Annotated in this window: 25 protein-coding genes; 9 read left to right on the plus strand and 16 right to left on the minus strand. The window is 69.7% G+C overall.

Features of this window, described 5'->3' with window-relative positions; genetic code table 11:
• Positions 1-118 precede the first annotated feature (118 nt).
• Positions 119-1,276 carry a cystathionine gamma-synthase gene (locus QQY66_RS31125; protein ID WP_301983591.1) on the plus strand — a complete coding sequence of 386 codons (1,158 nt, stop codon included), beginning with the start codon at positions 119-121 and terminating at the stop codon, positions 1,274-1,276.
• Between the two features lie 6 nt (positions 1,277-1,282).
• Here the strand turns inward: QQY66_RS31125 and QQY66_RS31130 are convergent, their stop codons facing one another.
• The 3 genes from QQY66_RS31130 to QQY66_RS31140 all read right to left on the minus strand — a co-directional run bounded on the left by QQY66_RS31130 (position 1,283) and on the right by QQY66_RS31140 (position 2,702).
• Positions 1,283-1,531: a hypothetical protein gene (locus QQY66_RS31130; RefSeq protein ID WP_301983592.1), complete on the minus strand. Its 249-nt coding sequence runs from the start codon at positions 1,529-1,531 to the stop codon at positions 1,283-1,285.
• On the minus strand, positions 1,528-2,031 hold the full coding sequence (locus QQY66_RS31135; RefSeq protein WP_301983593.1) for a sigma factor-like helix-turn-helix DNA-binding protein: 504 nt from the start codon (positions 2,029-2,031) through the stop codon (positions 1,528-1,530). The genes QQY66_RS31130 and QQY66_RS31135 overlap by 4 nt, the downstream gene beginning before the upstream one ends.
• 164 nt (positions 2,032-2,195) lie before the next feature.
• Positions 2,196-2,702 (minus strand): MarR family winged helix-turn-helix transcriptional regulator, encoded by a 507-nt coding sequence (locus QQY66_RS31140; RefSeq protein ID WP_301983595.1) that lies wholly within the window; start codon positions 2,700-2,702, stop codon positions 2,196-2,198.
• A gap of 163 nt (positions 2,703-2,865) precedes the next feature.
• Between QQY66_RS31140 and ilvA the strand changes: the two genes are divergently transcribed.
• The 3 genes from ilvA (at position 2,866) to QQY66_RS31155 (ending at position 6,143) form a co-directional block, all read left to right on the plus strand.
• The gene (ilvA, locus tag QQY66_RS31145) at positions 2,866-4,095 is read left to right on the plus strand and encodes a threonine ammonia-lyase (RefSeq protein WP_301983596.1); all 1,230 of its coding nucleotides are present in this window, start codon (positions 2,866-2,868) and stop codon (positions 4,093-4,095) included.
• A 195-nt stretch (positions 4,096-4,290) separates the two neighbouring features.
• Positions 4,291-5,301 (plus strand): ATP-binding cassette domain-containing protein, encoded by a 1,011-nt coding sequence (locus QQY66_RS31150; protein ID WP_301983597.1) that lies wholly within the window; start codon positions 4,291-4,293, stop codon positions 5,299-5,301.
• Positions 5,298-6,143, plus strand: a complete 846-nt coding sequence (locus tag QQY66_RS31155) for an ABC transporter permease (RefSeq protein ID WP_301983599.1) — start codon at positions 5,298-5,300, stop codon at positions 6,141-6,143. The genes QQY66_RS31150 and QQY66_RS31155 overlap by 4 nt, the downstream gene beginning before the upstream one ends.
• Before the next feature lie 76 nt (positions 6,144-6,219).
• Here the strand turns inward: QQY66_RS31155 and greA are convergent, their stop codons facing one another.
• Both greA and QQY66_RS31165 read right to left on the minus strand, forming a co-directional pair.
• On the minus strand, positions 6,220-6,720 hold the full coding sequence (gene greA, locus QQY66_RS31160) for a transcription elongation factor GreA (protein ID WP_210577039.1): 501 nt from the start codon (positions 6,718-6,720) through the stop codon (positions 6,220-6,222).
• A 167-nt stretch (positions 6,721-6,887) separates the two neighbouring features.
• A complete protein-coding gene (locus QQY66_RS31165; protein WP_301983600.1) occupies positions 6,888-7,286 on the minus strand; it encodes a DUF4307 domain-containing protein in 399 nt (132 codons plus the stop codon).
• Between the two features lie 170 nt (positions 7,287-7,456).
• Between QQY66_RS31165 and mca the strand changes: the two genes are divergently transcribed.
• Both mca and QQY66_RS31175 read left to right on the plus strand, forming a co-directional pair.
• Positions 7,457-8,317, plus strand: coding sequence for a mycothiol conjugate amidase Mca (mca, locus tag QQY66_RS31170; protein ID WP_301987559.1), 861 nt, complete (start codon positions 7,457-7,459; stop codon positions 8,315-8,317).
• Entirely contained in the window at positions 8,310-8,558 is a 249-nt protein-coding gene (locus QQY66_RS31175) for a hypothetical protein (protein WP_301983602.1), read from the plus strand. Before mca ends, QQY66_RS31175 begins: the two co-directional genes overlap by 8 nt.
• Before the next feature lie 102 nt (positions 8,559-8,660).
• On the opposite strand, the gene QQY66_RS31180 is transcribed toward QQY66_RS31175, so the two are convergent.
• Positions 8,661-11,867, minus strand: coding sequence for a tetratricopeptide repeat protein (locus QQY66_RS31180; RefSeq protein WP_301983604.1), 3,207 nt, complete (start codon positions 11,865-11,867; stop codon positions 8,661-8,663).
• Positions 11,868-12,003: 136 nt separating this feature from the next.
• Between QQY66_RS31180 and QQY66_RS31185 the strand changes: the two genes are divergently transcribed.
• Positions 12,004-14,034 (plus strand): thioredoxin domain-containing protein, encoded by a 2,031-nt coding sequence (locus tag QQY66_RS31185; protein ID WP_301983606.1) that lies wholly within the window; start codon positions 12,004-12,006, stop codon positions 14,032-14,034.
• 159 nt (positions 14,035-14,193) lie between these two features.
• On the opposite strand, the gene QQY66_RS31190 is transcribed toward QQY66_RS31185, so the two are convergent.
• The 3 genes from QQY66_RS31190 to QQY66_RS31200 all read right to left on the minus strand — a co-directional run bounded on the left by QQY66_RS31190 (position 14,194) and on the right by QQY66_RS31200 (position 16,530).
• Positions 14,194-14,925, minus strand: coding sequence for a Mut7-C RNAse domain-containing protein (locus tag QQY66_RS31190; RefSeq protein ID WP_301983607.1), 732 nt, complete (start codon positions 14,923-14,925; stop codon positions 14,194-14,196).
• A gap of 33 nt (positions 14,926-14,958) precedes the next feature.
• Entirely contained in the window at positions 14,959-15,588 is a 630-nt protein-coding gene (locus QQY66_RS31195; RefSeq protein WP_301983609.1) for a TetR/AcrR family transcriptional regulator, read from the minus strand.
• Between the two features lie 228 nt (positions 15,589-15,816).
• Entirely contained in the window at positions 15,817-16,530 is a 714-nt protein-coding gene (locus QQY66_RS31200) for a hemolysin III family protein (RefSeq protein WP_301983610.1), read from the minus strand.
• Positions 16,531-16,866: 336 nt separating this feature from the next.
• Between QQY66_RS31200 and QQY66_RS31205 the strand changes: the two genes are divergently transcribed.
• Positions 16,867-18,690 (plus strand): phosphoenolpyruvate carboxykinase (GTP), encoded by a 1,824-nt coding sequence (locus tag QQY66_RS31205; RefSeq protein WP_301983612.1) that lies wholly within the window; start codon positions 16,867-16,869, stop codon positions 18,688-18,690.
• Between the two features lie 63 nt (positions 18,691-18,753).
• Here QQY66_RS31205 and QQY66_RS31210 read toward each other — a convergent pair whose 3' ends face one another.
• From QQY66_RS31210 to QQY66_RS31240, 7 genes are all read right to left on the minus strand, one after another.
• Positions 18,754-19,365, minus strand: a complete 612-nt coding sequence (locus tag QQY66_RS31210; RefSeq protein WP_301983614.1) for a hypothetical protein — start codon at positions 19,363-19,365, stop codon at positions 18,754-18,756.
• Positions 19,352-20,893 carry a VWA domain-containing protein gene (locus QQY66_RS31215; RefSeq protein WP_301983615.1) on the minus strand — a complete coding sequence of 514 codons (1,542 nt, stop codon included), beginning with the start codon at positions 20,891-20,893 and terminating at the stop codon, positions 19,352-19,354. The genes QQY66_RS31210 and QQY66_RS31215 overlap by 14 nt, the downstream gene beginning before the upstream one ends.
• Positions 20,890-22,065 (minus strand): toxic anion resistance protein, encoded by a 1,176-nt coding sequence (locus QQY66_RS31220; protein WP_301983617.1) that lies wholly within the window; start codon positions 22,063-22,065, stop codon positions 20,890-20,892. The genes QQY66_RS31215 and QQY66_RS31220 overlap by 4 nt, the downstream gene beginning before the upstream one ends.
• A 15-nt stretch (positions 22,066-22,080) precedes the next feature.
• Complete coding sequence (locus QQY66_RS31225) at positions 22,081-23,145, minus strand: hypothetical protein (RefSeq protein WP_301983619.1); 1,065 nt, start codon at positions 23,143-23,145, stop codon at positions 22,081-22,083.
• Between the two features lie 96 nt (positions 23,146-23,241).
• Positions 23,242-23,826, minus strand: coding sequence for a Uma2 family endonuclease (locus QQY66_RS31230; RefSeq protein ID WP_301983621.1), 585 nt, complete (start codon positions 23,824-23,826; stop codon positions 23,242-23,244).
• A 78-nt stretch (positions 23,827-23,904) separates the two neighbouring features.
• Positions 23,905-24,327 (minus strand): hypothetical protein, encoded by a 423-nt coding sequence (locus QQY66_RS31235; protein WP_301983623.1) that lies wholly within the window; start codon positions 24,325-24,327, stop codon positions 23,905-23,907.
• Positions 24,328-24,427: 100 nt separating this feature from the next.
• Positions 24,428-25,639 (minus strand): pyridoxal phosphate-dependent aminotransferase, encoded by a 1,212-nt coding sequence (locus tag QQY66_RS31240; RefSeq protein WP_301983625.1) that lies wholly within the window; start codon positions 25,637-25,639, stop codon positions 24,428-24,430.
• Positions 25,640-25,765: 126 nt separating this feature from the next.
• Here QQY66_RS31240 and QQY66_RS31245 point away from each other — a divergent pair, with 126 nt between their 5' ends.
• The gene (locus tag QQY66_RS31245) at positions 25,766-26,416 is read left to right on the plus strand and encodes a hypothetical protein (protein WP_301983626.1); all 651 of its coding nucleotides are present in this window, start codon (positions 25,766-25,768) and stop codon (positions 26,414-26,416) included.
• Positions 26,417-26,708 lie beyond the last annotated feature (292 nt).

Raw genomic sequence — 26,708 nt, forward strand, 5'->3', positions numbered from 1 at the left:
ACAATTGGCCAACGCGGTCCTTCGCGCCCCGACAGGGGCGCGGGGAACTGCGCGACCAGCCACATCCGGCCCGCAGATTTCATACGGCCTTCCAGCGGAGCGCTTAGGCTCGGTTCCCATGAGCGACAGGCACATCAGTCAGCACTTCGAGACCCTCGCGATCCACGCGGGCAACACCGCCGATCCCCTCACCGGCGCGGTCGTCCCGCCGATCTACCAGGTCTCGACCTACAAGCAGGACGGCGTGGGCGGCCTGCGCGGTGGCTACGAGTACAGCCGCAGCGCAAACCCGACCAGGACCGCCCTGGAGGAGAACCTCGCCGCCCTGGAGGGCGGACGCCGAGGCCTCGCGTTCGCGTCCGGACTGGCGGCCGAGGACTGCCTGTTGCGTACGCTGCTCAGCCCCGGCGATCACGTGGTCATCCCCAACGACGCGTACGGCGGCACGTTCCGCCTCTTCGCCAAGGTCGTCTCCCGATGGGGCGTGGAGTGGTCGGTCGCCGACACCAGCGACCCGGCCGCCGTACGAGCCGCGATCACCCCGAAGACCAAGGCCGTGTGGGTGGAGACCCCCTCCAACCCGCTGCTCGGCATCACCGACATCGCCGCCGTCGCCCAGATCGCCCATGACGCGGGCGCTCGGCTCGTCGTGGACAACACCTTCGCCACGCCCTATCTGCAGCAGCCGCTGTCGCTCGGCGCCGACGTCGTCGTGCACTCGCTGACCAAGTACATGGGCGGTCACTCGGACGTCGTCGGGGGTGCGCTGATCGTCGGCGACACCGACCTGGGCGACGAGCTGGCGTTCCACCAGAACGCGATGGGCGCGGTCGCCGGGCCCTTCGACTCGTGGCTGGTGCTGCGCGGCGCGAAGACGCTGCCGGTGCGCATGGACCGGCACAGCGAGAACGCCACCAAGGTCGCCGAGATGCTGACCCGGCACGCGCGCGTGACGCGCGTCCTCTACCCGGGCCTGGAGGACCACCCCGGTCACGAGGTCGCCGCCAAGCAGATGCGGGCGTTCGGCGGCATGGTCTCCTTCCAGGTCGAGGGCGGCGAGGAGGCGGCCGTAGAGGTCTGCAACCGCGCGAAGGTGTTCACGCTTGGCGAGTCGCTGGGCGGCGTCGAGTCGCTGATCGAGCACCCGGGCCGGATGACGCACGCGTCCGCCGCCGGCTCGGCCCTGGAGGTGCCCGCCGATCTCGTACGCCTCTCCGTGGGCATCGAGAACGTCGACGACCTCCTGGAGGACCTCCAGCAGGCGCTGGGCCGATAGGTCAGGTCACCAGCCCGTGAGCGGTGGAGTCGTCTCCGACGGCGGCTCCACCCACGGGCGGGCGGTCAGGGCCCACACCAGGAAGGCCACCGACGCCGCGAACAGCAGCAGCCACAGCATCCGGCGGGCCGCTGTCCTGCGGCGCAGCATGCGGCCGCCGCGGCGCACCGCGTCCGCATGGAGGTCGGGCGGCACGGGTGGCGGGGTCTGCTCCAGGAGCTGCCGTACGAGGGCTTCACGATCGGGCCGGTTCATGACGGAGCCACCCCCGCTTCCACCACGGCCGGTGCCGGTCCCCGCGGCGGGTGCAGCAGCGTCGTCGTCGCGCGGTTGCAGATCGCGCGGACCCGCTCGACGGACAGGCCGAGCAGGGCCGCCGTCTGCTCCTCGGCGACCCCCTCGTACAGCCTCAGCACCAGGATCAACCGCTCCTGCGGCGAGAGCCGGGCCAGCGGGCTGCCGGGGTGCGGGCGGGCGCGGCCGAGTCCGCCGTACTGGTGCCAGGCCGCGCGGGCGAAACGGGTGGCGAGGTACTGGCGGGTGCGGTCGTACGGGTCCTCGCCGCGCAGCCGGTCCCAGGAGGCGTAGGTGTGGGCGAGGGCCAGGGTGAGCAGGCGTCGCGCGCGTGGGTTGTCGCCCGGGGTCTCCGCCGTGAGGAGTGTGGCGGCATGCAGCAGCCGCCCTGCCGCGCCCGCCACGAACGCCTCGAACTCCCGGGCCCGGCGGGCGCCCTGGAACGCCTGCCGACTGCGCACCACGCCTCCCGCCCCTGAGGAATGACGGGGTCCGGGCCGCGTACGGCGGACGAAGCCGGGTACGACGACTGGCCCCGGTCTCATATGAGGCCAGGGGTGGCCCCACGGTCAAGACTCAGGCGGCACGCGCGTGGACGTGGTGCGGCGGGAGCCGCGTACGCGGCTCAGGATTCCGTCGGGGGCTCCGCGCCCGGCAGGCCGTGGGCGGCCATCCGCTCGGAGAGCGCGGTGTTGAAGCGGGTGAGGAGCGTGCAGAACGCCTCCCGCTCCTCCGGCGCCCAGTCGTGTGTCAGTTCGGCCATCAACTGACGCCGTGACGAGCGCACTTCCTCCAGCCGCGACAGCCCGCGCGGGGAGAGCTGGAGCACCACGGCTCGCCCGTCCTCGGGATGCGAGGTGCGCTTGACCAGCCCGGTGTCGACGAGCGGGGCCACCTGCCGGGTGACCGTGGACGAGTCGATCCCCATGCTCGCGGCGAGTGCCTTGACGCCCATCGGGCCTTCCTTGTCGAGGCGGTTGAGCAGCAGGTATGCGGCGCGGTCCATCGAGTTGCGCACCTGCCCGACGCCGCCGAGCCGGGTCTGTTCGGCACGGCGGGCGAACACCGCCACCTCGTGCTGCAGCGCGTCCAGGAGACCGCGGTCACCGACGGTCGTCATGTCCATCGACATTTCAGGTGTTGTGGGCATGGCCGGGGGCTCACTTCATGAAGGGGGTGCTGGGTTGGGGGACAGGGTACGCGGCCCAGAGGCAGGTCGTACCGGCGCTGCGCAAACCGGTCTCGGAGGTTGGTCACAGCGGTGTCCGACGGCTGTGAACTGCGATGCTGGAGTCATGAGCTACAGCACGGCTGACTCCTTGCGGCCCGTCACCCTCGACGACGTACGCGGCGCCCAGAAGATGCTCACGGGTGTGGCGCGGGTGACCGCGATGGAGGGCAGCAGGCATCTGACCCAGCTGGTCGGCGCTCCGGTGCACTTCAAGTGCGAGAACCTCCAGCGCACCGGGTCGTTCAAGCTGCGCGGCGCGTACGTCCGTATCGCCGGGCTGCTGCCGGAGGAGCGCGCCGCAGGGGTCGTCGCCGCGAGCGCGGGCAATCACGCACAGGGGGTCGCGCTGGCGTCCTCGCTGCTCGGGGTGAGATCGACGGTGTTCATGCCGAAGGGCGCCCCGCTGCCGAAGATCAGCGCCACCCGGGAGTACGGCGCCGAGGTGCGGCTGCACGGTGAGGTGGTCGACGAGACGCTGGCCGCCGCGCAGCGGCACGCGGCCGAGACGGGCGCGGTGTTCATCCACCCCTTCGACCACCCGGACATCATCGCGGGCCAGGGCACGGTCGGGCTGGAGATCCTGGAGCAGTGCCCCGAGGTGCGCACGATCGTCGTCGGTATCGGCGGCGGCGGGCTCGCGGCCGGTATCGCGGTCGCGGTGAAGGCGCTGCGTCCCGACGTGCGGATCGTGGGCGTGCAGGCGGCGGGCGCGGCGGCGTACCCGCCCTCGCTGGCGGCGGGGCGGCCGGTGGCGTTGGAGAACCCGGCGACGATGGCCGACGGCATCAAGGTCGGGCGGCCCGGCGACGTGCCGTTCGGGATCATCGGAAATCTGGTGGACGAAGTCCGCACGGTCACCGAGGATGAACTCGCCACCGCGCTGCTGCTGTGCCTGGAGCGGGCCAAGCTGGTCGTCGAGCCGGCCGGGGCCAGCCCGGTCGCGGCGCTGCTGAGCGATCCCGGGACCTTCGAGGGCCCGGTCGTGGCGGTGCTGTCCGGGGGCAATGTGGACCCGCTGCTGCTGCAGCGCGTGCTGCGGCACGGCATGGCGGCGCAGGGCCGCTACCTGGCCGTACGGCTGCGGTTGACGGACCGGCCTGGGGCGCTGGCAACGCTTCTGGGGGTGTTGTCAGTGGTGGACGCTAACGTCCTCGATGTGAGCCACGCACGGACCGATCCACGGCTCGGGCTCACGGAGGCGGAGGTCGAACTGCATCTGGAGACGAAGGGCACGGCGCACTGCGCCGAGGTCGGCCAGGCCCTCCGCGAGGCGGGCTACACGGTCATCGACTGAGGTCGGAGCGTTCGCTCACTCGTCCGAGCCAATCCTCTTGAGAGACGCGATACATCGCGTTATGGTGTGTCTCGGGTCACTCGCCGGGCGTCTGTCAGTCATCCAACAGGCGCAACAGAAGGCGCAGACCCCGTCCTCCCGAAGAACGTGAACTGACGATTTCCTGACCTGTCCCCAACGACGTGGAGAACTCACATGCCAGGCGCCATCTATGCCGAAGGCCTGGTGAAGACCTTCGGTGATGTAAGGGCACTGGACGGCGTCGACCTCGATGTCCCCGAGGGCACGGTGCTGGGCCTGCTCGGGCCGAACGGCGCGGGCAAGACGACGACCGTCCGCTGTCTGACGACCCTGCTGCGCCCCGACAGCGGTTCGGCGGTCGTCGCGGGCATCGACGTGCTCAAGCACCCCGACGCCGTGCGCCGCTCGATCGGCCTGTCCGGCCAGTTCGCGGCGGTCGACGAATACCTGACCGGCCGCGAGAACCTGCAGATGGTCGGCCAGCTCTACCAGATGAAGGCCAAGGCCGCGAAGGTCCGGGCCGCCGAGCTGCTCGAGCAGTTCAATCTCGCGGACGCCGCCGACCGGACCGCGAAGACCTACTCCGGAGGCATGCGCCGCCGGCTCGACCTCGCGGCCGCCCTGGTCGTCTCGCCGCCCGTGATGTTCATGGACGAGCCGACGACCGGCCTCGACCCGCGCAACCGCCAGCAGCTGTGGGAGGTCATCAAACAGCTCGTCTCCGGCGGTACGACGCTGCTGCTGACCACCCAGTATCTGGAGGAGGCCGACCACCTCGCGCACGAGATCGCGGTGGTCGACCACGGCCATGTCATCGCCCGCGGCACCTCCGACCAGCTCAAGGCCCGCACCGGCGGCGAGCGCGTCGAGGTCGTGGTGCACGAGCGCGACGACATCGCGACCGCCGTCGAGGTGCTCACCGGCTTCGGCAAGGGCGAGACCACCGTCGAGGAGCACACCCGCCAGCTCACCGTGCCCGTCACCGGCGGCGCCAAGCTCCTTGCCGAGATCATCCGCGAACTGGACGTCCGCGGTATCGAGATCGACGACATCGGCCTGCGCCGGCCCACCCTCGACGACGTGTTCCTGTCCCTCACCGGCCATGTGGCAGAGGTCAAGGACGAAGAAGACGGCACGGCGGCCGACCCCAAGGACCGCCGGCACAAGAAGGAGACAGCCAAGTGAGCGCCGTCACCGACGCCGCGCCCGTCGCGGCGCCCATCCACCCCATCGGCCAGTCCATCCGGGACTCGCTGGTCGTCGGCAAACGCAATCTGATCCGGATGTCCCGGATCCCCGAGATGGTGATCTTCGGGCTCATCCAGCCGATCATGTTCGTGGTCATGTTCAGCTATGTGTTCGGCGGCTCCATGAACATCGGCGGCACCACGGACCCCGGTGTCTACCGCGAGTTCCTGATGGCCGGCATCTTCGCCCAGACCGTCACGTTCGCCACCGCGGGCGCGGGGGCGGGCATCGCCGACGACATGCACAAGGGGCTCATCGACCGCTTCCGCTCCCTGCCCATGGCGCGGGGCGCGGTGCTGACCGGGCGGACCTTCGCCGACCTGGTGCAGACGGCGCTCACGCTGCTCGTGCTCGCGATCGTCGCCCTGCTGGTCGGCTGGCGCACGCACACCAACATCGGCGAGGTGCTCGGGGCCTTCGGGCTGCTGCTCCTGCTCGGCTACGCGTTCACCTGGATCGGCGCCCTGATCGGCCTCTCCGTGAGCACGCCCGAGGCGGCCACCTCCGGCGGACTGATCTGGCTCTTCCCGGTCACGTTCATCTCGAACGCGTTCGTGGACTCCAGCAGGCTGACGCCCTGGCTGCAGCACGTGGCCGACTGGAACCCCTTCAGCGCCACGGTCCAGGCCTGCCGAGAACTCTTCGGCAACCCCGGGGTCTCCACCTCGGACGCCTGGCCCATGCAGCACCCGGTGTGGGCGTCGCTGATCTACTCGGTCCTGATCATCGTCGTCTTCCGGACGCTGGCGGTGCGCAAGTACCGCTCGGCCACGGCCTGACGACAAGGCCCCCGGCGCCGCAGGGCAGCCGGGGGCTCGTCGAAAATCCGGTCCTGAAGGGGGCGATCCGGCCGGGTCAGCCGCTGTACGGCTCGGCCTTGAGGATCGTCACGGAGGCCTTCTTGCCGTTCGGCAGCTCGTACTCCGCATCTTCGCCGACCTTGTGGCCGATCACGCCGGAACCCAGCGGGGACTGCGGGGAGTACGTCTCGATGTCGGAACTGGCGTACTCGCGCGAGGCAAGCAGGAAGGTCGTCGTGTCGTCTTCGTCGCCGTCGAAGGCGATCGTGACGACCATGCCGGGCGCCACCGCACCGTCCGCCGAGGTCGGTGCCTCGCCGACCTTGGCGTTCTCCAGGAGCTGGGTCAGCTGGCGCACACGGAGCTCCTGCTTGCCCTGCTCCTCCTTGGCCGCGTGGTACCCGCCGTTCTCACGCAGGTCGCCCTCCTCGCGCGCGGCGGCGATCTTGGCGGCGATCTCCGTGCGCGCAGGACCAGACAGGTACTCCAGCTCTGCCTTGAGCTGGTTGTACGCCTCCTGGGTCAGCCAGGTGACGTTCTCGCTGGTCTGGGTCACAGGTGCTCCTCGTCGGTACTGGGATACAAAGCATCGCCCTACCCAGAAGAATGTTCCTTCACGGATGGGCGAAACCACGAGCCTAACAATTCAGCGGCGGAAGGGGGAGGACATAAGCCATCAGAATCACGTCAACGCAGGTCAGCCGCTACGTATTCCGGCTGACCTCAGTCGGCGTGGCAGCCCAGCAGCTCAGCCGTGGTGCCCGGCGAGGTGGTACGGAGCGTGACGACCTTGTCGATGCGTGTGGCGTCCCCGTCGAAGTGGAAGTCCGCCCGGCCGACCTCGGCGCCGTTCTCCGCCTGGGAGCGCACCGTGCAGTAGCCGTTGGCATCGGCGTCCTTACGGACCTCCAGATGAACCTGCACCGAGTTCTTCGACTGCTCGAACTCGATCACTTCAGCACTGATCTTGTTCTGGCCGATGTAGTAATAGGCGAAATACCCGATCAGGGCGACCAGCACCACCCCGAGCACGATGGCGGCGACCCTGAGCCTGCCGTCGGCACGCTCGTCCGAGGAGCGGCCGTAACGGCCCTCGGGCAGCCGCGTGCTCGCCGTACTCATGATCGTCCTCTCGGCAGGGGACGGGACAAAAGTCCCGCGAGGGGCTCCGGGACCGGAGCGCCGGAATTTTTCGCCCCCCGCGTCGGTCACTATAGAAGCCGCCGATCGCGCCCTCCCACACCGGGCGCCGACTTGACGAGGATTGAGTCTTGACTGACCAGCTGCGACTGATGGCCGTCCACGCCCACCCCGACGACGAGTCGAGCAAGGGTGCGGCCACGATGGCGAAGTACGTGTCCGAGGGGGTGGACGTGCTGGTGGTGACCTGCACGGGCGGGGAGCGCGGCTCCATCCTCAATCCGAAGCTCCAGGGGGACAAGTACATCGAGGAGCACATCCACGAGGTACGCAAGAAGGAGATGGACGAGGCCCGGGAGATCCTCGGCGTGAAGCAGGAATGGCTCGGCTTCGTCGACTCCGGCCTGCCCGAGGGCGACCCGCTGCCGCCCCTTCCCGAGGGCTGTTTCGCCCTGGAGGACGTCGACAAGGCAGCCGGTGAGCTGGTGAAGCAGATCCGCTCGTTCCGTCCGCAGGTCATCACGACGTACGACGAGAACGGCGGCTATCCGCACCCCGACCACATCATGACCCACAAGATCTCGATGGTGGCGTTCGAGGGCGCGGGGGACGCCGAGAAGTACCCGGAGCAGGAGTTCGGCCCGGCGTACCAGCCGCAGAAGCTCTACTACAACCAGGGCTTCAACCGCCCCCGCACCGAGGCGCTGCACCAGGCCATGCTCGACCGCGGCATGGAGTCGCCCTACGGCGACTGGCTCAAGCGCTGGGACGAGTTCGGCATGAAGCAGCGCACGCTCACCACGCATGTCCCGTGCGGTGACTTCTACGAGATCCGCGACAAGGCCCTGATCGCCCACGCCACGCAGATCGACCCCGACGGCGGCTGGTTCAAGGTGCCGCTGGAGCTCCAGAAGGAGGTCTGGCCGACGGAGGAGTACGAGCTCGCGAAGTCCCTCGTCGATACCTCCCTCCCCGAGGACGACCTCTTCGCGGGCATCCGCGACAATGCCTGACATGAGCGCAAGCGCAAGCCTGGCAATGACACAGCTCGCCACCCTCGCGAAGGAGGTGGACGAGGACAAGGTGACCCCCGGCGTCCTCGGGTTCATCGTCTTCGCGGTGATGGCTCTGGCCGTGTGGGGTCTGATGAAGTCGATGAACCGCCACATGGGCAGGGTCGACTTCAAGGAGTCCGAGGAGGCGGGGACGCCGGAGACCTCCTCGGCCGACCCCAAGGCCAGGCAGCAAGGCTGACGTGGCGCTCCGCGGAGTGCCGAGATGGGCCGTCGATCGTCTGCCGGTCCGTCGTGGCTGGTCGCGCAGTTCCCCGCGCCCCTTTGGGGCGCGGAGAGCTCCTCACCCCCGTCCCGCCGCTGCCACAGCCACCCCCATCACCTCCCGCGCATGCCTCCCCGGCACCATCCCCAGCCGCCAGGCCTGCCACCCGGCTTCGAGGTTCACGCCCCGCTCCAGCAACAGCCCGTACGCCTCCACATAGTCGTCCAGTTTCTCGTCCCGGGCCGGGTGGCCCGAGTGGGACAGTTGTGCCAGCTCCTGCTGAGCCACAGCCGTCCCGACCTCCACCCCGCCCGGGGCGGCGTACGGCAGGAGCGTGCAGCGCAGGAAGCGGGCCCAGTCCTCGCCGCGGCGGTCGCCGTACGACGTGAACAGCCCGACCGCCTCGTCGCACAACGCCAGCGCCTGCTGGGCACGGGTGTTGCCCGCGTCCACCACCGCCAGCTCCAGGCAGGTCCACGCCTCCCCGTGTGCCACCCCGATGCGCTGGAAGTCGGCGCGGGCGTCCACCAGCAGCTGACGGGCGAACCCCGAGTTCCTGAGCGACCCCGTCTGCGCGGCCCGCTGATCCCGGGTGGCCCGCGCCGAGTGGTGCCGGGCGCAGGCGAGCCCGTACACGTCCCGCATCCGGGAGAACATCGTCCGGGAGCGCTCCAGTTCGCGGACCGCGATGTCCAGGTTGCCGGTCTCCTCCAGGGCCTGGCCGAGGTAGTACACCGACCAGGCCTCGCCCCGGGCGTCCTCGTTGTCGCGGTGCCGGGCCGCCGCCTGGCGGAGCCGGTCCACCGCCTGCGACGGGTCGCCGGCGACGAGACGGGCGCGGGCCAGCTGGGTCAGGGCCCAGGCCTCGCCGCGGGCGTCGCGGGTGCGGCCGTAGAGATCGAGGGCCGTGGAGAGTTCCGACTCCGCGCGCGGTACGTCGCCCATGCGCAGCGCCAGCTGGCCGAGCTGGAAGTGGGCCCACGCCTCGCCGTGCACGGACTCGCCCGCGCGGTGCAGGACGAGGGACTCGTTCAGCAGCTCCAGGGCCTGGGACAGATGTGCCCGGTCCCGTTCCACCGCCGCCAGCGCGTGCATCGTCCAGGCCCGGTCCGTCGCCAGCTCGACAGACGCCTGGAGATCCAGGGCCTCCTGGAGTTTCGCCGCGGCCTCGATCAGGTTGCCCTGATGGTGGAGCGTGATGCCGAGCGAGCAGAGCGCGCGGGCCGCGCCCGCGTCGTGATGCGCCTCCATGTACAGGTCGACCACCGAGGCGAGGGTGGTGCGCGCCTTGTCCAGCTCGCCCAGCTGACGGGCCGCGATGCCCGTACGCCACTGCACCGAGCGGACCAGCAGGCCCTGGTCGACGGCCTGCGCCAGCTCGCTGATCTCGCCCAGGCGGTAGAGGTCACCGCGCAGCAGGCAGTAGTCGCACAGCGCGCCCAGCAGATTGAGCACCGCCGCCTGGTTGACGCCTTCCGCGTGCCGCAGCGCCGCCGTGATGAAGCTCGACTCGTCGTCCAGCCAGCGCAGCGCGTCGTCGAGGGAGGTGAAACCGTGCGGGCTGAAGCGGTCCGAGCGGGTCGACATGTTGCCGTCGACCAGGCGCAGTACCGAGTCGGCGAGGTCGGCGTAGTTGACGATCAGCCGTTCCTGCGCCGCCGTACGCTCGGCGGGTTCCTCCTCGTCGAGGAGCCGGGCCTGGGCGAAGGCGCGGACCAGGTCGTGCAGGCGGTAGCGGTTGCCGCGTACATGGTCGATGAGGCCCGCGTCGGAGAGGGTGACCAGGTGCCGGGTCGCCTCCGCCTCGTCCGTGGCCAGCAGTGCCGCTGCCGCCGCCGCGCCCAGCGAGGCACGGCCCGCCAGCGCCAGCCGGCGCAGAAGCCTGCGCGCCATCTCGGGCTGGTCGGTGTAGCGCAGCCACAGCACGCGCTCGACCGGTTCCACCGGGCCGTACGCCCCCAGGTCCGCCGCCAGCCGGCGCGGTGAGCGCGGGCCGAGCGAGGAGCCCGCGATCCGCAGCGCGAGCGGCAGCCCGCCGCACAACTCCCGGACCTGGTCGGCGGATTCGGCGTCGTACGGACCCGAGGCGTCCTGCGCCGTCGCGCCCAGCAACTCCTCCGCGCCCGCCGCGTCCAGCGCCTGGACCGGCAGCTGATGCACCCAGGCCGGCAGGTCCGCGGGCAGGTCGAGGGACGTGCGGGCGGTGACCAGGACCAGGCTGTCGGAGCGCTCCGGGACCAGCGTGCGGACCTGCTCGGGGTCGGAGGCGTCATCGAGTACGACGGTGACGGGCAGGCCCGTCAGATGCTGGTGGTACAGCTCGGTCAGCCGCTTCAGGTGCTGGTCGGGGGAGGAGCGCTCGCGGAACAGCAGCTGCTCGCGCGGCGCGCCGAGACGATTCAGCAGATGCAGCAGGGCGTCCCGCGTGGACAGCGGCGACTCCTCCGGGCTGTCGCCCCGCAGATCCACCACGCACGCCCCGCGGAACTGGTCCTTCAGGTCGTGCGCCGCACGGATCGCGAGTGCGCTACGGCCGCTGCCGGGCGCCCCGTGCAGCACGACCACCGTCGGCCGGGTCTGGGTACTCGCGCGGGCCGCCTGCACCCACTGCCGGATCCGCGCCATCTCCGCCCGCCGGCCCGCGAACGGACCGTCCGGCTCCGGCAGTTGCCCGAAGGACTGCTCCAGCACACTGCGCCCGCGTGCCGCCGCGCTCTTGTCCGTGCCGCGCAGCTGCGGCCCCTTCTTCTTCGGTCCCGTGGACGCGGTGATCACCCGCTGCTGATCGAGCCACGGACGGATACCGCGCACCTCCAGCGCCGTCAGCCACTGCAGCCGCAGCTGCTCGGGCCCGCCCGGCTGGCCGACCTCACCCGCGCGACGATGCGCGGCAGGCAGATGCGACCCGGCGACCTTCACGACGGTGGCCGCCGCGCCGACGACACCCACGGCCACACCCGCGCCCACCGCCGTCCCCGCGTCCGTGCCGAGCGCCAGGTCGGCCACCGCGGCGGCGACCGCGGCGACCCCGGCCACCATCAGCGGCGTACCGCCGCCCTCACGCGCATACCGCTTCCCGAACCCGATCTGCCCGGCCTCGGCCTCGTCCAGCGCACGCGTGTAGGCCTCGTACTCCTCCGCGGCCTTCTGCGCCATGGCGTCCAGTTCCGCGCGCGCCCGCGACAACAGCACCTGACCGTCGGTACGGCCGCCCGAACGCCGTACCTCTTCCTCCACGGCCCGGGCCAACAGCCGCTCGGCATCCGCCCGGTGGCTGTCCCGCATGTCATGTCCCCCTCCGGCGGCAATGGTTCTTGGTCAAGTGTGCTGCGGACCGGGCTCCAAGGGGAGGGGGCCGGGAGATCAAGCTCAGGTTGTGTGCTGTCCGGCGTTCCCCGGGTACTGCGGCAGGATGGACCACATGCCGAACCGACTGGCCCAAGAGACGTCCCCCTATCTCCTCCAGCACGCCGAGAACCCCGTCGACTGGTGGCCCTGGTCGACCGAGGCCTTCGACGAGGCCAGGAAGAGCGGCAAACCGGTCCTGTTGAGCGTCGGCTACAGCAGCTGCCACTGGTGCCACGTCATGGCGCACGAGTCCTTCGAGGACCAGACCACCGCCGACTACCTCAACGCCCACTTCGTCAACATCAAGGTCGACCGCGAGGAACGCCCCGATGTCGACGCCGTCTACATGGAGGCCGTCCAGGCGGCCACCGGTCAGGGCGGCTGGCCCATGACCGTGTTTCTCACGCCGGATGCCGAGCCGTTCTACTTCGGGACCTACTTCCCGCCGGCGCCGCGGCACGGGATGCCGTCGTTCCGGCAGGTGCTGGAGGGTGTGCGCAGCGCGTGGACGGACCGGCGGGAGGAGGTGGCCGAGGTCGCGGGGAAGATCGTGCGGGATCTCGCCGGGCGGGAGATCTCCTACGGTGGTCCTGAGGCGCCGGGTGAGGAAGAGCTCGCGCGGGCTCTCCTCGGCCTCACCCGTGAGTACGACGCCCAGCGCGGCGGGTTCGGCGGTGCGCCGAAGTTTCCGCCGTCCATGGTCATCGAGTTCCTGCTGCGGCATGCGGCGCGCACCGGGTCGGAGGGCGCGCTGCAGATGGCCGCAGACACCTGTGAGCGGATGGCGCGAGGCGGCATCTACGACCAGCTCGGCGGCGGCTTCGCCCGGTACTCCGTCGACCGCGAGTGGGTCGTGCCCCACTTCGAAAAGATGCTGTACGACAACGCCCTGCTCTGCCGCGTCTACGCCCACCTCTGGCGTGCCACCGGCTCCGACCTGGCCCGGCGCGTCGCCCTGGAGACCGCCGACTTCATGGTGCGCGAACTCCGCACCACCGAAGGCGGGTTCGCCTCCGCGCTCGACGCCGACAGCGACGACGGGAGCGGCAAGCATGTCGAGGGGGCCTACTACGTCTGGACGCCGGAGCAGCTTCGTGACGTCCTCGGTGACGACGCCGAACTCGCCGCCGAATACTTCGGCGTGACCGAGGAGGGCACCTTCGAGGAGGGCTCCTCGGTGCTTCAACTCCCGCAGCGCGAGGGCGTGTTCGACGCGGAGAAGGTGGAGTCCGTCAAGCGGCGGCTCCTGGACGCCCGCGCCGCCCGCCCCGCCCCCGGCCGCGACGACAAGGTGGTCGCCGCCTGGAACGGGCTCGCGATCGCCGCGCTCGCCGAGACCGGCGCCTACTTCGACCGCCCCGATCTGGTCGAGGCCGCGGTCGGCGCCGCCGATCTCCTCGTACGACTGCATCTGGACGACCATGCGCAGATCGCCCGTACCAGCAAGGACGGGCAGGTCGGGGCGAACGCGGGGGTGCTGGAGGACTATGCGGACGTTGCCGAGGGGTTCCTCGCGCTCGCGTCCGTCACGGGGGAGGGGGTCTGGCTGGAGTTCGCCGGGTTCCTGCTCGATCATGTCCTCGCCCGGTTCGTCGACGCGGAGTCCGGCGCGCTCTTCGACACCGCCTCCGACGCCGAGCAGTTGATCCGCCGTCCGCAGGATCCGACCGACAACGCCGCTCCCTCCGGCTGGACCGCTGCCGCCGGGGCCCTGCTGAGCTACGCCGCGCAGACGGGTGCCGAGCCCCATCGCACGGCCGCCGAGCGGGCGTTGGGGGTCGTCAAGGCGCTGGGGCCGCGGGTGCCGCGGTTCGTCGGGTGGGGGCTCGCCGTCGCCGAGGCGCTGCTCGACGGGCCGAAGGAGGTCGCGATCGTGGGGCCGTCCCTCGATGACAAGGCGACAAAAGCCTTGCACCGTACGGCGCTTCTCGGCACCGCCCCGGGCGCGGTCGTCGCCGTGGGGACTCCGGAGAGTGATGAGCTTCCGCTGCTGGCCGACCGGCCGCTCGTCCAGGGTGAACCAACGGCGTACGTCTGCCGTAACTTCACGTGTGACGCCCCGACGACCGACCCGGAGCGGTTGCGCACCACGCTGAACGGCTGAAACGGGAGCAGAGGAGCATATTTCCTGTTTCTTGCGAGGACGCCCCGGCGTTCACGCCGGGGAGGAATGGCATCCGGGTGTTGCGATGCGGAGTGCGGGCGGCGGAGCGTTCCGGGCGTCCGTGTGGTCGTGGGCACGCACGAGAAGAAGAAGCCGACGTCAGGAAGCGCTGGGGAACTCCGCGAGGGCGCGCTCCACGATGGCTTCCAGCTGTTCGTGGTGCGCGCCCTTCCAGTAGGCACGCCCGCACTCCTCGCACTGGGCGAAGACGTCGTACGTCCGGTGCGTCCCGTGCTGCAGCTGGTCCGCGACCTCGGCCTTGGTGGCCTCCTTCAGCAGGCCGTTGCAGGCGGTGCAGCGGGTCCAGGGGCGCAGCTCGGGGCGGAACCGGTCGAGGACGTCGTGGAGTTGTTCGTCGGGGCGGGTGCTGTAGACGTAGCCGCCGGCCCAGAGTTCGCGGCGCCGCAGCAGACCCCGGTCACGGCTCAGCATGACCCGCTTCTCGGCGGCCGAGCGCGCCGCCAGCGCCGCGTCGCCGATGTCCGTCGACTCGTACGCCGTGTCCACGCCGAGCAGGCGGAGCCGGCGGGCGAGGGTGCCGAGATGGACGTCGAGGAGGAAGCGCAGGGGAGCGCCGGGAACCTGCTGGGGGCGCTCGACGGGCAGGACCCGCACCGAGTCGCCGGCCTTCGGGACGTACGACACCGGGACCTCGCGGCCGTCCACGACGAGTGCGCCGACCTCGGTCAGCGGGACGCCGAGGGACTCGACGACATGGCCGAGGGTGGAGACGCTGTCGGTGGCCACCGGGGTGGCGCCGCGGCGTCGGGCCTGCGGGACGAACAGGGCCAGTCCGGGGGTGAATTCGACGTGGATCTCGGGACCGTTCACCTGGCCAGGATGGCACGCGGGAGGCGGGTGGCCTCAGGCGTTTTTCGGGGGGAGGCCGTGCTCGATGACGTCCATCGCGCGGTCGACCAGGTTTTCGAGTTCGTCCTCGAAGTCGTTCTCCGCCCAGTACAGCGAGACCTCCGTCAGCCCGCCGATCAGGGACATCGCGTAGACGCGCACCTCCAGATCGTCGGCGGCGCGGCCGGTGCGCTCCGCGATGACCCGGCGCAGCAGCTCGGCGGTGATGGACGTGCTCTCGATCATCCGGGAGCGCACGGCCGGCACCTGGACCATCAGATGCGACCGCAGCCGGGTCACCTCGGGCTCCTCGGCCATGGCGAGGACGATGCCCGTCTTCAGCGCATACCGCAGCGAGTCCGGCCAGGGCTCGTCCGCGGGCCGCCGCCGCAGCTCCTCCTCGATCAGTGGGTCGTACTCGTCCGTGAGGACGATGTCCTCCTTGGTCGGGAAGTAGCGGAAGACGGTCGACGGCGAGACCTCGGCTCGGTCGGCGATCTGCTCGATCGTGGTGGCGTCGTACCCCTGCTCCTTGATCAGCTCGTACGTCGCCGTGCGGATCGCCATCCGGGTCTTGGTCTTCTTCCGCTCGCGGAGCCCCGGCTGGGGGCGGTCGGCGGAGGTGGAGGTACGTGCGGCCGTCATGGAGGTCATTGTCGGCCATTTTCCCGGGGAACGGCCATGGGCGGGGTGGCTCCCGTAGCCGGAGTCCAGCGACGCGGGCCTGGAACCGGGGTGACAGTAGCCATGAATTGAGAGTAACCCTCAAAAGGAGATAGCTGTCAATGTGTCGCTTTCCATGTACCCGATGTGTGGGCATGAAAAATGGCCGCGGCTTGAAGCCGCGGCCACTGCGATGAGCTCCCCGAAGGGCTACGCGTGCTGGTACGCCACCATCGAGATCCCCACGTAGTGCACGACGAACGCCGCCAGCGTGAAGGAGTGGAAGACCTCGTGGAAGCCGAACCACCGCGGTGACGGGTTGGGGCGCTTGATGCCGTAGATCACGCCGCCCGCGCTGTAGAGGAGGCCGCCCACGATCACCAGGACCAGTACGGCGATACCGCCGGCGCGCATGAAGTCCGGGAGGAAGAAGACGGCCGCCCAGCCCATCGCGATGTAACAGGGCGTGTAGAGCCAGCGCGGGGCGCCGACCCAGAACACCCGGAAGAGGATGCCCGCGAGTGCGGCTCCCCAGATGCCCCACAGCAGCACCTGCCCCTTGGCTCCGGGCAGCAGGAGCATCGTCAGCGGCGTGTAGGTGCCGGCGATGATCAGGAAGATGTTGGCGTGATCCAGCCGTCGCAGGATGCCGTCCATTCGGGGGCTCCAGTTGCCCCGGTGGTACAGCGCGCTGACTCCGAACAGCAGGCAGGCCGTCAGGACGTAGATGCCGCAGGCGATGCGGCCTCTCGGTGAGTCGGCGAGGGCGGTGAGCACCAGGCCCGCGATGAGTACGGCCGGAAACATGCCGAGATGCAACCAGCCACGTAGCTTGGGCTTAATTGGATGCGGCAGTGCGAGCGCGTGAGGACGGCGGCCGTCGGCCGGCGTGTCCAGGGGCGCGTCGGAGGCGGACGCAGTCATGCAGGCATCGTACCTACGTAACCGTAAGTTACGTATCAGTCTGCCTGGACGACCGGCACAGAGTGGCCATCGTCTCAGGGGAGTTGGCGCCTCCCGTGTGCATGGTCACGCAAAGAGACGGTTTGTTGAACCCAACGTGCACGCAAAGCGACGGGTTCAAGCGTGGCGATGCTCACTCCGCTCACCTGTGACGCCCTCTGGACAGATGGGCGCTCCCGTCGGATGATCAAATGAGTGCGGTCGGCACCGGATGAGCGCCAGCCAATCCGCTGGGATGCATCCGGGTCGCAGCCCCCACGGGGCCTCCAACCAAAAATCCCTCATCTAGGAGCAATCGTGGCGCGCGACATCGCGGCTCCCCCCGTCGTTCCCACCCACCACAAAGAACTGGTCTCGTGGGTGAACGAGATCGCTGAACTGACGCAGCCGGACAGCGTGGTCTGGTGTGACGGATCCGAAGCCGAGTACGAGCGACTGTGCGAGGAGCTCGTGGCCAAGGGCACCTTCAAGAGGCTCGACCCGATCAAGCGCCCCAACTCGTACTACGCGGCCTCCGACCCGACCGATGTCGCCCGGGTCGAGGACCGCACCTTCATCTGCTCCGAGAAGGAAGAGGACGCGGGCCCGACCAACCACTGGAAGGCCCCCGCCGAGATGCGGGACATCTTCGCCGGCGCGAAGGGCCTGTTCCGCGGCTCCATGCGCGGCCGGACCATGTACGTCGTGCCCTTCTGCATGGGCCCGCTGGGCTCGCCGCTGTCCGCGATCGGCGTCGAGATCACCGATTCGGCGTACGTCGCCGTCTCCATGCGCACGATGACCCGGATGGGGCAGCCGGTCCTCGACGAGCTGGGCTCCGAGGGCTTCTTCGTGAAGGCAGTCCACTCGCTGGGCGCCCCGCTGGCCGAGGGGGAGGCGGACGTGGCCTGGCCGTGCAACCAGACCAAGTACATCTCCCACTTCCCGGAGTCCCGCGAGATCTGGTCCTACGGCTCCGGCTACGGCGGCAACGCCCTGCTCGGCAAGAAGTGCTACGCCCTGCGCATCGCCTCCGTCATGGCCCGCGACGAGGGCTGGCTCGCCGAGCACATGCTGATCCTCAAGCTCACGCCGCCGCAGGGTGAGTCCAAGTACGTCGCGGCGGCCTTCCCGAGCGCCTGTGGCAAGACCAACCTCGCCATGCTGGAGCCGACGATCTCCGGCTGGACGGTCGAGACGATCGGCGACGACATCGCGTGGATGCGGTTCGGCGAGGACGGACGGCTGTACGCCATCAACCCCGAGGCCGGTTTCTTCGGCGTCGCGCCCGGCACCGGTGAGCACACCAACGCCAACGCGATGAAGACGCTGTGGGGCAACTCCGTCTTCACCAACGTCGCCCTGACCGACGACAACGACATCTGGTGGGAGGGCATGACGGAGGAGACCCCGGCCCACCTCACGGACTGGAAGGGCCGGGACTGGACGCCGGAGTCCTCGGAGCCCGCCGCTCACCCCAACGCCCGCTTCACCGTCCCCGCCTCGCAGTGCCCGATCATCGCGCCCGAGTGGGAGGACCCCAAGGGCGTGCCGATCTCCGCGATCCTCTTCGGCGGGCGGCGCGCCACGGCCGTACCGCTGGTGACGGAGTCCTTCGACTGGAACCACGGAGTCTTCCTCGGCGCGAATGTCGCCAGCGAGAAGACCGCCGCCGCCGAGGGCAAGGTCGGTGAGCTGCGGCGGGATCCCTTCGCCATGCTGCCGTTCTGCGGCTACAACATGGGCGACTACATGGGGCACTGGGTCGAGGTCGCCAAGGACAAGGACCCGGCCAAGCTGCCGAAGATCTACTACGTCAACTGGTTCCGCAAGAACGACGAGGGCAAGTTCGTCTGGCCCGGCTTCGGTGAGAACAGCCGCGTGCTGAAGTGGATCGTGGAGCGGCTGGAGGGCAAGGCGGAGGGTGTGGAGACGCCGATCGGTGTGCTTCCGACGTCTGCGGCGCTCGACACGGATGGGCTGGAACTGGGCGACGACGAGCTGGAGTTCCTGCTCACCGTGGACAAGGAGGTCTGGCGTGAGGAGGCTGCGCTGGTCCCGGAGCACCTGAATACCTTCGGTGAGCACACGCCGAAGGAGCTGTGGGACGAGTACCGGGCGTTGGTGGAGCGGCTGGGCTGAGGCTCCCCTTCGCCGTTGGCGGGTGCGGGTGCGTGGGGGCTGGTCGCGCAGTTCCCCGCGCCCCTAAGGGGGTTGTTCTGAACGACCCTCCAAGTAGCGGGTGTGGGTTTCCTGGCGCCTTGCCTCCGCTTCTCGCAACGTTGCCGCCAAGCCCTGGGCCTCCTTCTTCAGGAAGCCCAGTTGGCGTTCCAGGTGGAGTTCGGGGGATTCGGTGCCGGGGGACATCCGGGTCCACCAGCGGGTTCGGGCGAAGGTGTCCGCGGCCTCGGGGAGGTCGCGGCGGACTATCCGGGAGAGGGCGTGGACGGCCTCCGGGTCGTGGGCGAGCAGCTCCTTGCTCCAGCCGTGGTCCAGCAGGGCGGTGAGCAGCTCGGTCAGTTCGCGGAGGCGGGCCGCGGCTGTGACCGACAGGTCGATGTCCGTGAGGTAGCCGCGGAGTTTGTCGAAGTCCTGGCGTAGTTCGTCCAGCTGGGCCGACGGGTCCGGGAAGTCCGGCAGGGGCGGACGCTCCGGTGGGGCGATCAGCGCGCCCGCGCCGTACAGGCCGGCGACGACCACCGGCCAGTACGGGCCTGCCACCCCGGTGAAGGTCAGCACCACGCCGACCAGTCCGCATGCGCTGCCCGCGATGTTCTTGCGGGACTCCAGGTATCCGAGGAATCTACTGGTAGCCACGGATCTCCTCGAAGGCGCCGTCCAGTGAGCCCTGCTGGGCGTCGAAGAGGCGGCCGCCGGTCAGTTCGGCGATGTGTTCCAGTTCTGAGCGGTCGGAGTCGCCGAAGAGGATGGGGAAGACGGGGATCTCCTTGCTGTCCCGGTCGAGCCCGGCGTAGAAGGCGTCGAACTCGGAGGCTTTCGCGCCGGTCGTGTTCTCGCCGTCCGTCATCAGCACGATCGACGTGAACGTGTCGCGGTCGGTGCCGAGGTGGTCGTATGCCTTCTCCAGCGAGGTGAAGATCGCGGTGTCGCCCTCGGCGGTGAGTGCCGCGGTGTCCTGGCGGATCCCGTCGAGGCCGGTCTGCGGGTCGGCCGGGTCGACGACGTGGGTGCGCACGCTCTTCACGGCGGAGCCGAAGGGCATGAGGGTGACTTCTTCGCGGTCCCGGAAGTTGCCGGTGAGGGCTGTGAGGGCCTGATTGAGGTCGGCGAGCCGGTCGCCCTCCATGGAGCCGGAGGTGTCGAGGACGTAGACGGTCCGGGACGGGCGGCGCAGTTCGTTCTCGTACGAGTCGAGGAGGCCGTCGGCGACGGACTGGCTGCCGGGGAAGGGCAGTTCGCGGCGCCGGTCGGTGTCGAGTCCGGCCGCGGGCCGCACGTCGGCGACGACGGGACGGCGGTGGGTGCGCTCGGTGATCGCGCGCTGGGTCTCCGGCGTGCGCAGGGCCTCGGTGAGGCGGCGGACGTCGTCGCGGGTCTCGGCGTTCGTGGCGGCGAGGGAGGAGAGGGGGTAGTCGGCCGTGACCACGCCGTCGCGCGGGCGGATCACGGTCAGGCCCGGGATGCCCTTGAGGACGGACTCGTAGTTCAGGAGCGCGTCGACGTTCCCGCGCCGTTCGTAGGCCGCCGCCAGCCAGCCCGACGAACCCAATGTCAGCTTCTGCCCCTTGAAGAACTCCTTCAGCCGCGGGGTCGCCTTGGTGACATCCGCGTCGGTGAGGGCGGACTGGGCGCCGGAGAGCGCGGAGGCGACGGAGACGAGCGTCGAGAAGCCGGAGTTGGAGCGGGCCGGGTCGGTCATGCCGTACGTCAGTTTCCCGTCCTGCACGGCCTGCTCGACCTGGGACCAGGTGACGTCCTCGGGCTTCCAGCCGAGCTCCTTGACGGTCGCGGGCTGCACGCCGATGGCCACCGGGCTGGACATGACCGGCGTCTCCAACACGACCTTCTTCGCCGCGTCGGGCCGTAGCCGCAGATAGTCGTTGGAGGACAGCCACAGCGCGTCGTACGCCTTGTCGGCCTTGCCCTTCGCCACCAGGTCCACCGCGTCCAGGGTGCCCATGTACGTCGGCCGGACCTTGATGCCGGTGTCTTTCTCGACCTGTTCGAGGACCGGTGTCATGTCACTCAGCTCGCTGGAGGCGAGGACGCGGAGGGTGCCGGGCTGGGGGGCGTCGCTCTGCTCCGGCGGGGTGTCCTGCTGCGGGGTGCACGCGGCCAGCAGGGCGGCCGCGACGGCGAGTACGGCTGCTGTGCGGCGTCTCATGTGAGCCCTCCTTCGAGCGCGCCCTGTGCGCGGCTGCGCTCCAAGTAGGCGCTGGCGTGCTGCAGTTCGGAGGTCAGGGACTCCACGGTCGACGCCATCGCCTCGGTGGCCTGCACCTTGTAGCTGTCGATGGCGTCCAGGGTGCGGTAGATCTGCTGGAAGGCGCTGCGCAGCGTCTCGGCGCCGACGGCCGGGTCGGCGGCGATGCGCTGGATCTCGCCGCTCTGTGTGGCGAGCATCTCCGCGTTGCCCCGGATGAGGTCCTCGGTGGTGCCGCGCAACGCGTTGACCTGGTCGACGACCTTCTTCTGGTTGTCGAGCGCGGAAGCGAGCATCACCGAGATGCGCAGGGCCGAGACGGTGGTCGTGGCGGCCCGGTCGACGCCCTTGATCAGCTCCTCGTTGTTGCGCCGTACGACATCCATGGCGAGGTAGCCCTGCGCGCACACCGCGAGCTGGGTGAGCAGGTCCTGGTGCTTCTGCCGGACGGGGAAGAGCACATCGGCACGGAGGCTGTCGGCCTGCTGCGGATCGGTGGCTTCCACCCCGCCGATGTGCTGCTCGACGGCCGTGTCCAGCGCCTCGGTGAGGACGACGTACTCCTGGAGCTTGCCCATCGTCTCCCACAGCCGGACCCGCTCGGTCTGCAGCGCGGCGTTGTCGCGGCGCAGTTCGTCCTGGCCGCCGCGCAGCGAGCCCACGATCTTGTTGAGCGTGTTCTGCGAGGAGGCGTACTTGGCGACGTGGTCGCGCAGCTTGTTGCCGCCCGGCAGCTTGGACAGGAACTTGCGGCCCTTGCTCGCGGGCAGGTCACGCGGGTCCAGGTCCTCCACCACCCGCCGCAGCTCGACGAGCGAGCCCGCCACCTTCGACTGGGCGTCACCGCCCTTGTCGGGAAGGCTGCGCACCGTGCGCTCCAGCATCCGGTTGGACTGGGCGGCGGCGCTGCGCATCTCGCCCGCGCCGAGGCTGGTGATCTCCCCGACCTTGCCGGCGAACTCGGGCGAGCGCGCGTCGAGGGAGGCGAGCCCTTCGATGTAGGCGGACGCCTTGTTCGCCATGTCGCTGCGGACGCTGTCGTCGACGGGTACGAGCCCGCCGGCCTTCTCCCGCGGCACGGCGGCGACGGGCTCGGGCGGAGTGAGGACGAACGTTTCGTCGTTGCTGGTCATGTACTGCTTCCCCCCTTATCCGCGCGCCCGTCGCGCCAGCTCGTGCAGCACCTTGGAGGTGGGCACGGGCGCTTGGCGGACGCCGGTCAGTTCCTGCTTGAGGTAGGTGGTGTCCGCGGCGAACTCGGTGGCCTCGCCCTGCGGACGGAACCCGTGCCGGACCTCCAGCTTGCGCAACTGCGGGTCCGTGGACAGGAGTTGGGCGAGGACCTTGCCGTCGTCGGTGAGCGGTACGACGGTGTGGTCGCTGTTGACCGTGGTGTCCGGGTAGAGGACGACCAGGTCGTCGGGGTGCTGTCCCTCCGTCAGCAGGGACGCGACCTGGGACTCGTAGACCACGACGAGCGGGTTGCCGGCGCCGCTGACGAAGTCCCGGAAGACGGCGTCACTGCTGGACTGCTGGGCGCCCTGCACACTGACCAGCTTGTGCAGCAGCGGGGCGGTGCGGTCGATCTCGGTGCCGGTGGCGACGACCTTTCCGCCGTTCTCGACGTAGGAGGCGGCGGCGAGGTAGAGGGCGCCGGAGTTGGAGGTCTCGGGGTCGGTGCTGGACAGATACAGCGTGCCCGTCAGCTCTCCGTACTTGTCGGCGCCCTTGAGCTGCTGCCAGGTGCGGTCCGCGCGGGCGGCGTCCAGGTAGGCGCTCATCTTCAGCGTGCCTCGGTGCGACTCGTCCAGCGTGGCGAGCCCGTTCGCCTTGAGCACCTCGGCGGCGTTCTTGTGCGCCACGACGACGAGGGGGGAGTAGAAGGGGCGCGGAAGGGTTCCCGGCACCTTGTACTTCGCGGCCAGTTCGACGGCCGGTGCCTGGCTCGACGGCAGCGCGAGGTCGTACCCCTTGAGGTTGAGCCCTTCCATGGCCCAGGACCCGGAGGTCTCGGCCTGCACGGTGTAGCCCTTGGCGGCAAGGGCGTCCACCACCTCGGGATCGGCGAAGAACTCTGCTTTCTCCGACCCGATCACCGCGCGCACGGTCTTCGTTGCCGTGCCCTTGTCCTCGCCTTGTCGGCCTGCCACGACGGCTGCCACCACTCCGCCGATCAGCAGGACCGCGAGGAAGATCCCTGCGATACGTCTCACGCCCGGAGCGTGCTCGCGGAATCCAACGTTCCCCGTCGGGGAGGGTGAACGGGGGGTGTCGTGCCGGTCCCGGTACGGAACGGGAGGGGCTTGCCGTCAGCCCGTACCGTTCCCGGCCTTGCCGTAGCGGCGGAAGGCCGAAGTCTCCACCGTCCAGGGACCGAACGGCACCGAGTCTCCGTAGATGTACGGCTCCTTGCGGCTGTAGCGGTCCTTGCAAGGGTCCGAGTGCACCTCGATGGTGCCGGTGCGCGGGTCGACGATCATGTAGTGGGCGATGCCCATGGCGGAGTACTCGGTGAGCTTCTCGACGTAGTCGTTGTCCGGGTTGGACGGCGAGACGATCTCGATGGCCGCCAGTACGTGAGTGGCGTCGACTGCGAGGCCCTCCTCGTCGAGGACGTCCTCGGGGATGACGACGGCGTCGGGGCGGCGCAAGCGAGCGAGCGCGGGGTGCTCGATCTCGGGGCCGGGCACGCAGCCGTAACCAGGGTGCGTGGTGAGAAGCTGTGCGTCCAACTGCTTGCAGATGCGGCGAATGGTGCCCTCGTGGCGCTTCGACGGGCACATCATGGCCAGTATCGGGCCGGACGGGCCGATCTCGACGGACCAGGCCCCTTCGAGCTGCTCGGCGTAGGCTCCGAGTTCTTCGGCGATCGCGCGCATCTTCGCGTACTCCATACCAGCAGAGTACTGAAAATGTGGCACCCGGTCCGCGCGTCGCTGCGGGTGCACGCGGACCGGGGCCGTCCGGGGGGATCAGCCGACGCCGGTCAGTTCCTGCGGCTCGGCCTGCGCGGCAGCGTGCGCGTCCATACGCTCGGCGGCCAGAATCGCCGCCGCCGTGTCGGCACGGGACGCCGCGACGACCAGCGCCCGCCCGGCAAGGGCATGCGCCCTGCTGTGCAGCGCCGCAAGCTTCGGCTCGCCGCGGGAGGCCACCGCGCGGGCCGGCGTACGTCCGCCCCGCAGCCGGGTCACCTGCGCGGCGAGCCGTTCGGCAGCCGTGTCCAGATCGCCGGACGGCGCTTGCGTGCGCAGCTCGTCCGTGATCGCGAGGAGCGCGGCGAGATGGCCCGCGAGCTGGATGTCCAGCTCCTCCTCACGGGACCGGTGGGGGAAGTCCGAGGACGTGCCGGCCATCGAGCTGTGGACCGACTTGGTGCGGATCGGTTCGTACATGGATGGCCTCCTGTGCTCTGACAGAAGTCATCCTAGCTTAGATTTCGTCTAAAGTTGAGCGCTTCACAAAACCGGATCACGCATCCACACAGCGTGAGCGTCAGGTCTGGCTGTAGCCGTCCAGGAAGTTCCCGATCCGCCCCATCGCATCCCGCAGATCCCCGACCGTCGGCAGCGTCACCACCCGGAAGTGGTCCTGCTCGGGCCAGTTGAAGCCGGTGCCCTGAACAACCATGATCTTCTCGCGCCGGAGCAGGTCCAGGACCATCCGCCGGTCGTCCCTGATCTTGAACACCTTGGGGTCGAGCCGCGGGAACAGATACAGCGCCCCCTTCGGCTTCACGCACGTCACGCCCGGAATCTGCGTCAGCAGCTCATACGCCACGTCCCGCTGCTCGCGCAGTCGCCCGCCCGGCAGCACCAGGTCGTTGATGGTCTGGCGTCCGCTCAGTGCGGCGACCACACCGTGCTGCCCCGGCATGTTCGCGCACAGCCGCATGTTCGCCAGGATAGTCAGACCCTCGATATAGGAGTCGGCGTGCGCGCGCGGACCCGAGATCGACATCCAGCCGACCCGGTAGCCGGCCACCCGGTACGCCTTCGACATGCCGTTGAAGGTGAGCGTCAGCAGATCCGGGGCCACGGCCGCGGTCGGCGTGTGCGTGGCACCGTCGTAGAGGATCTTGTCGTAGATCTCGTCGGAGCAGACCAGCAGATTGTGGCGGCGGGCGATGTCGGTCAGGCCCTTGAGCACGGCCTCGTCGTAGACCGCGCCGGTCGGGTTGTTCGGGTTGATGATCACGATCGCCTTGGTGCGGTCGGTGACCTTCCGTTCGATGTCCGCGAGGTCGGGCATCCAGTCGGACTGCTCGTCGCAGCGGTAGTGGACGGCCGTACCGCCGGAGAGTGAGACGGCCGCCGTCCACAGCGGGTAGTCAGGAGCCGGGACCAGCACCTCGTCCCCGTCGTCCAGCAGCCCCTGCATCGCCATCACGATCAGCTCGGAGACGCCGTTGCCGATGAAGACGTGCTCGACGTCCGTCTCGATGCCGAGGGTCTGGTTGTGCATGACGACGGCCCGGCGTGCGGCCAGCAGGCCCTTCGCGTCGCCGTAGCCATGGGCCGACGACACGTTGCGGAGGATGTCCTCGAGGATCTCGGGCGGGCACTCGAAGCCGAACGCCGCCGGGTTGCCCGTGTTCAGCTTGAGGATCCGATGCCCGGCCGCCTCAAGCCGCATCGCCTCCTCGAGCACCGGGCCCCGGATCTCGTAACAGACGTTGGCGAGCTTGGTCGACTGGATCACCTGCATGTCAGGGAGCTTACGGCCCGGTAACGCGGTCGCGGCCGTGTTTTCCGCCACGTGAGACGAGCGGGTTTGGACTGTTATCGCCGGTAGCTGTCCCAGGAGTCACATGCGTCCCTAGAATCCACGGTCATGTCCAGGCCATCGGAACAGGGAAGCGCGCACCCGGAGGGCGGCGACGGCGACCCTCGAAGACCGCCGAACGTGTACCTCCCGCAGGCTCCGCAGTCCCTGGTCTACGACGCATACGCCGACCCGGCCGCCGCGCACGGCTGGCAGGACACCGCCTACGACGACACAGCCCAGTTGCCTCCGGTGGCGGCCGATGTGCCCGCACAGCGGTCGGGTCACCGCGGCCGCCACCGGCCGCTCGGCCTCCGCTCGCGCCGCGTGATGGTCGCTGCCGGTGCGGTGGGTGCGGTGTCGGTGGCCGCCGTGATCGCCGCTTTCTTCTTCTCCGGGGCGCCCTCGGGCGGGGCGCGGGGCGGGCCGGAGCGGGCCGGCGCCACGGCCGGTGACTCCGAGTCGCCAACGGGTGCGGAGTCCTCCCCGGGGACGCTCGCCGACCGGCCGGGGTCCTCCGGTGCGGCCTCCCCGCGTAAGAGCGCTTCGCCGAGCGCCACTTCGACCGCGGACGTCACCGGCAGCACGCGGGAGCCCTCGACCGCCACCACGAGTACGGCCCCACCGAGTTCCACCGCCACGAGCGCCTCGGCTGCCGCCCCCAGTTACTCCCGAGACCACCCGGGAAAGGGGCAGGGGAACACCAAGAAGCCAGATTGAGGGCACGGTGCATCAAGGGCCTGGATGGGAGTTCTCTCCTCCCCCGCCATTTGTTCATCGAGTCGCCATTTTGCAACCTACAACCGTGTCCTAGGTCACATCCGCCGTGTGTGACCTGTCCCGGATGCCCCATAACCCCTGCTGGATCTCCACATACTTCTCACTTAGCGTCCGATGTCGACCTCCCTGATTAAGGGATTTCTCATTCGGTCGTTGCTGTGGGGTGGGCATGCGGGGGCGTACGCGAACGCGTAGACGTGGTACAGCGCTGGCCTGGATGGTGGCGGTAGCG

Source organism: Streptomyces sp. DG2A-72, from assembly GCF_030499575.1.
GTDB lineage: Bacteria > Actinomycetota > Actinomycetes > Streptomycetales > Streptomycetaceae > Streptomyces.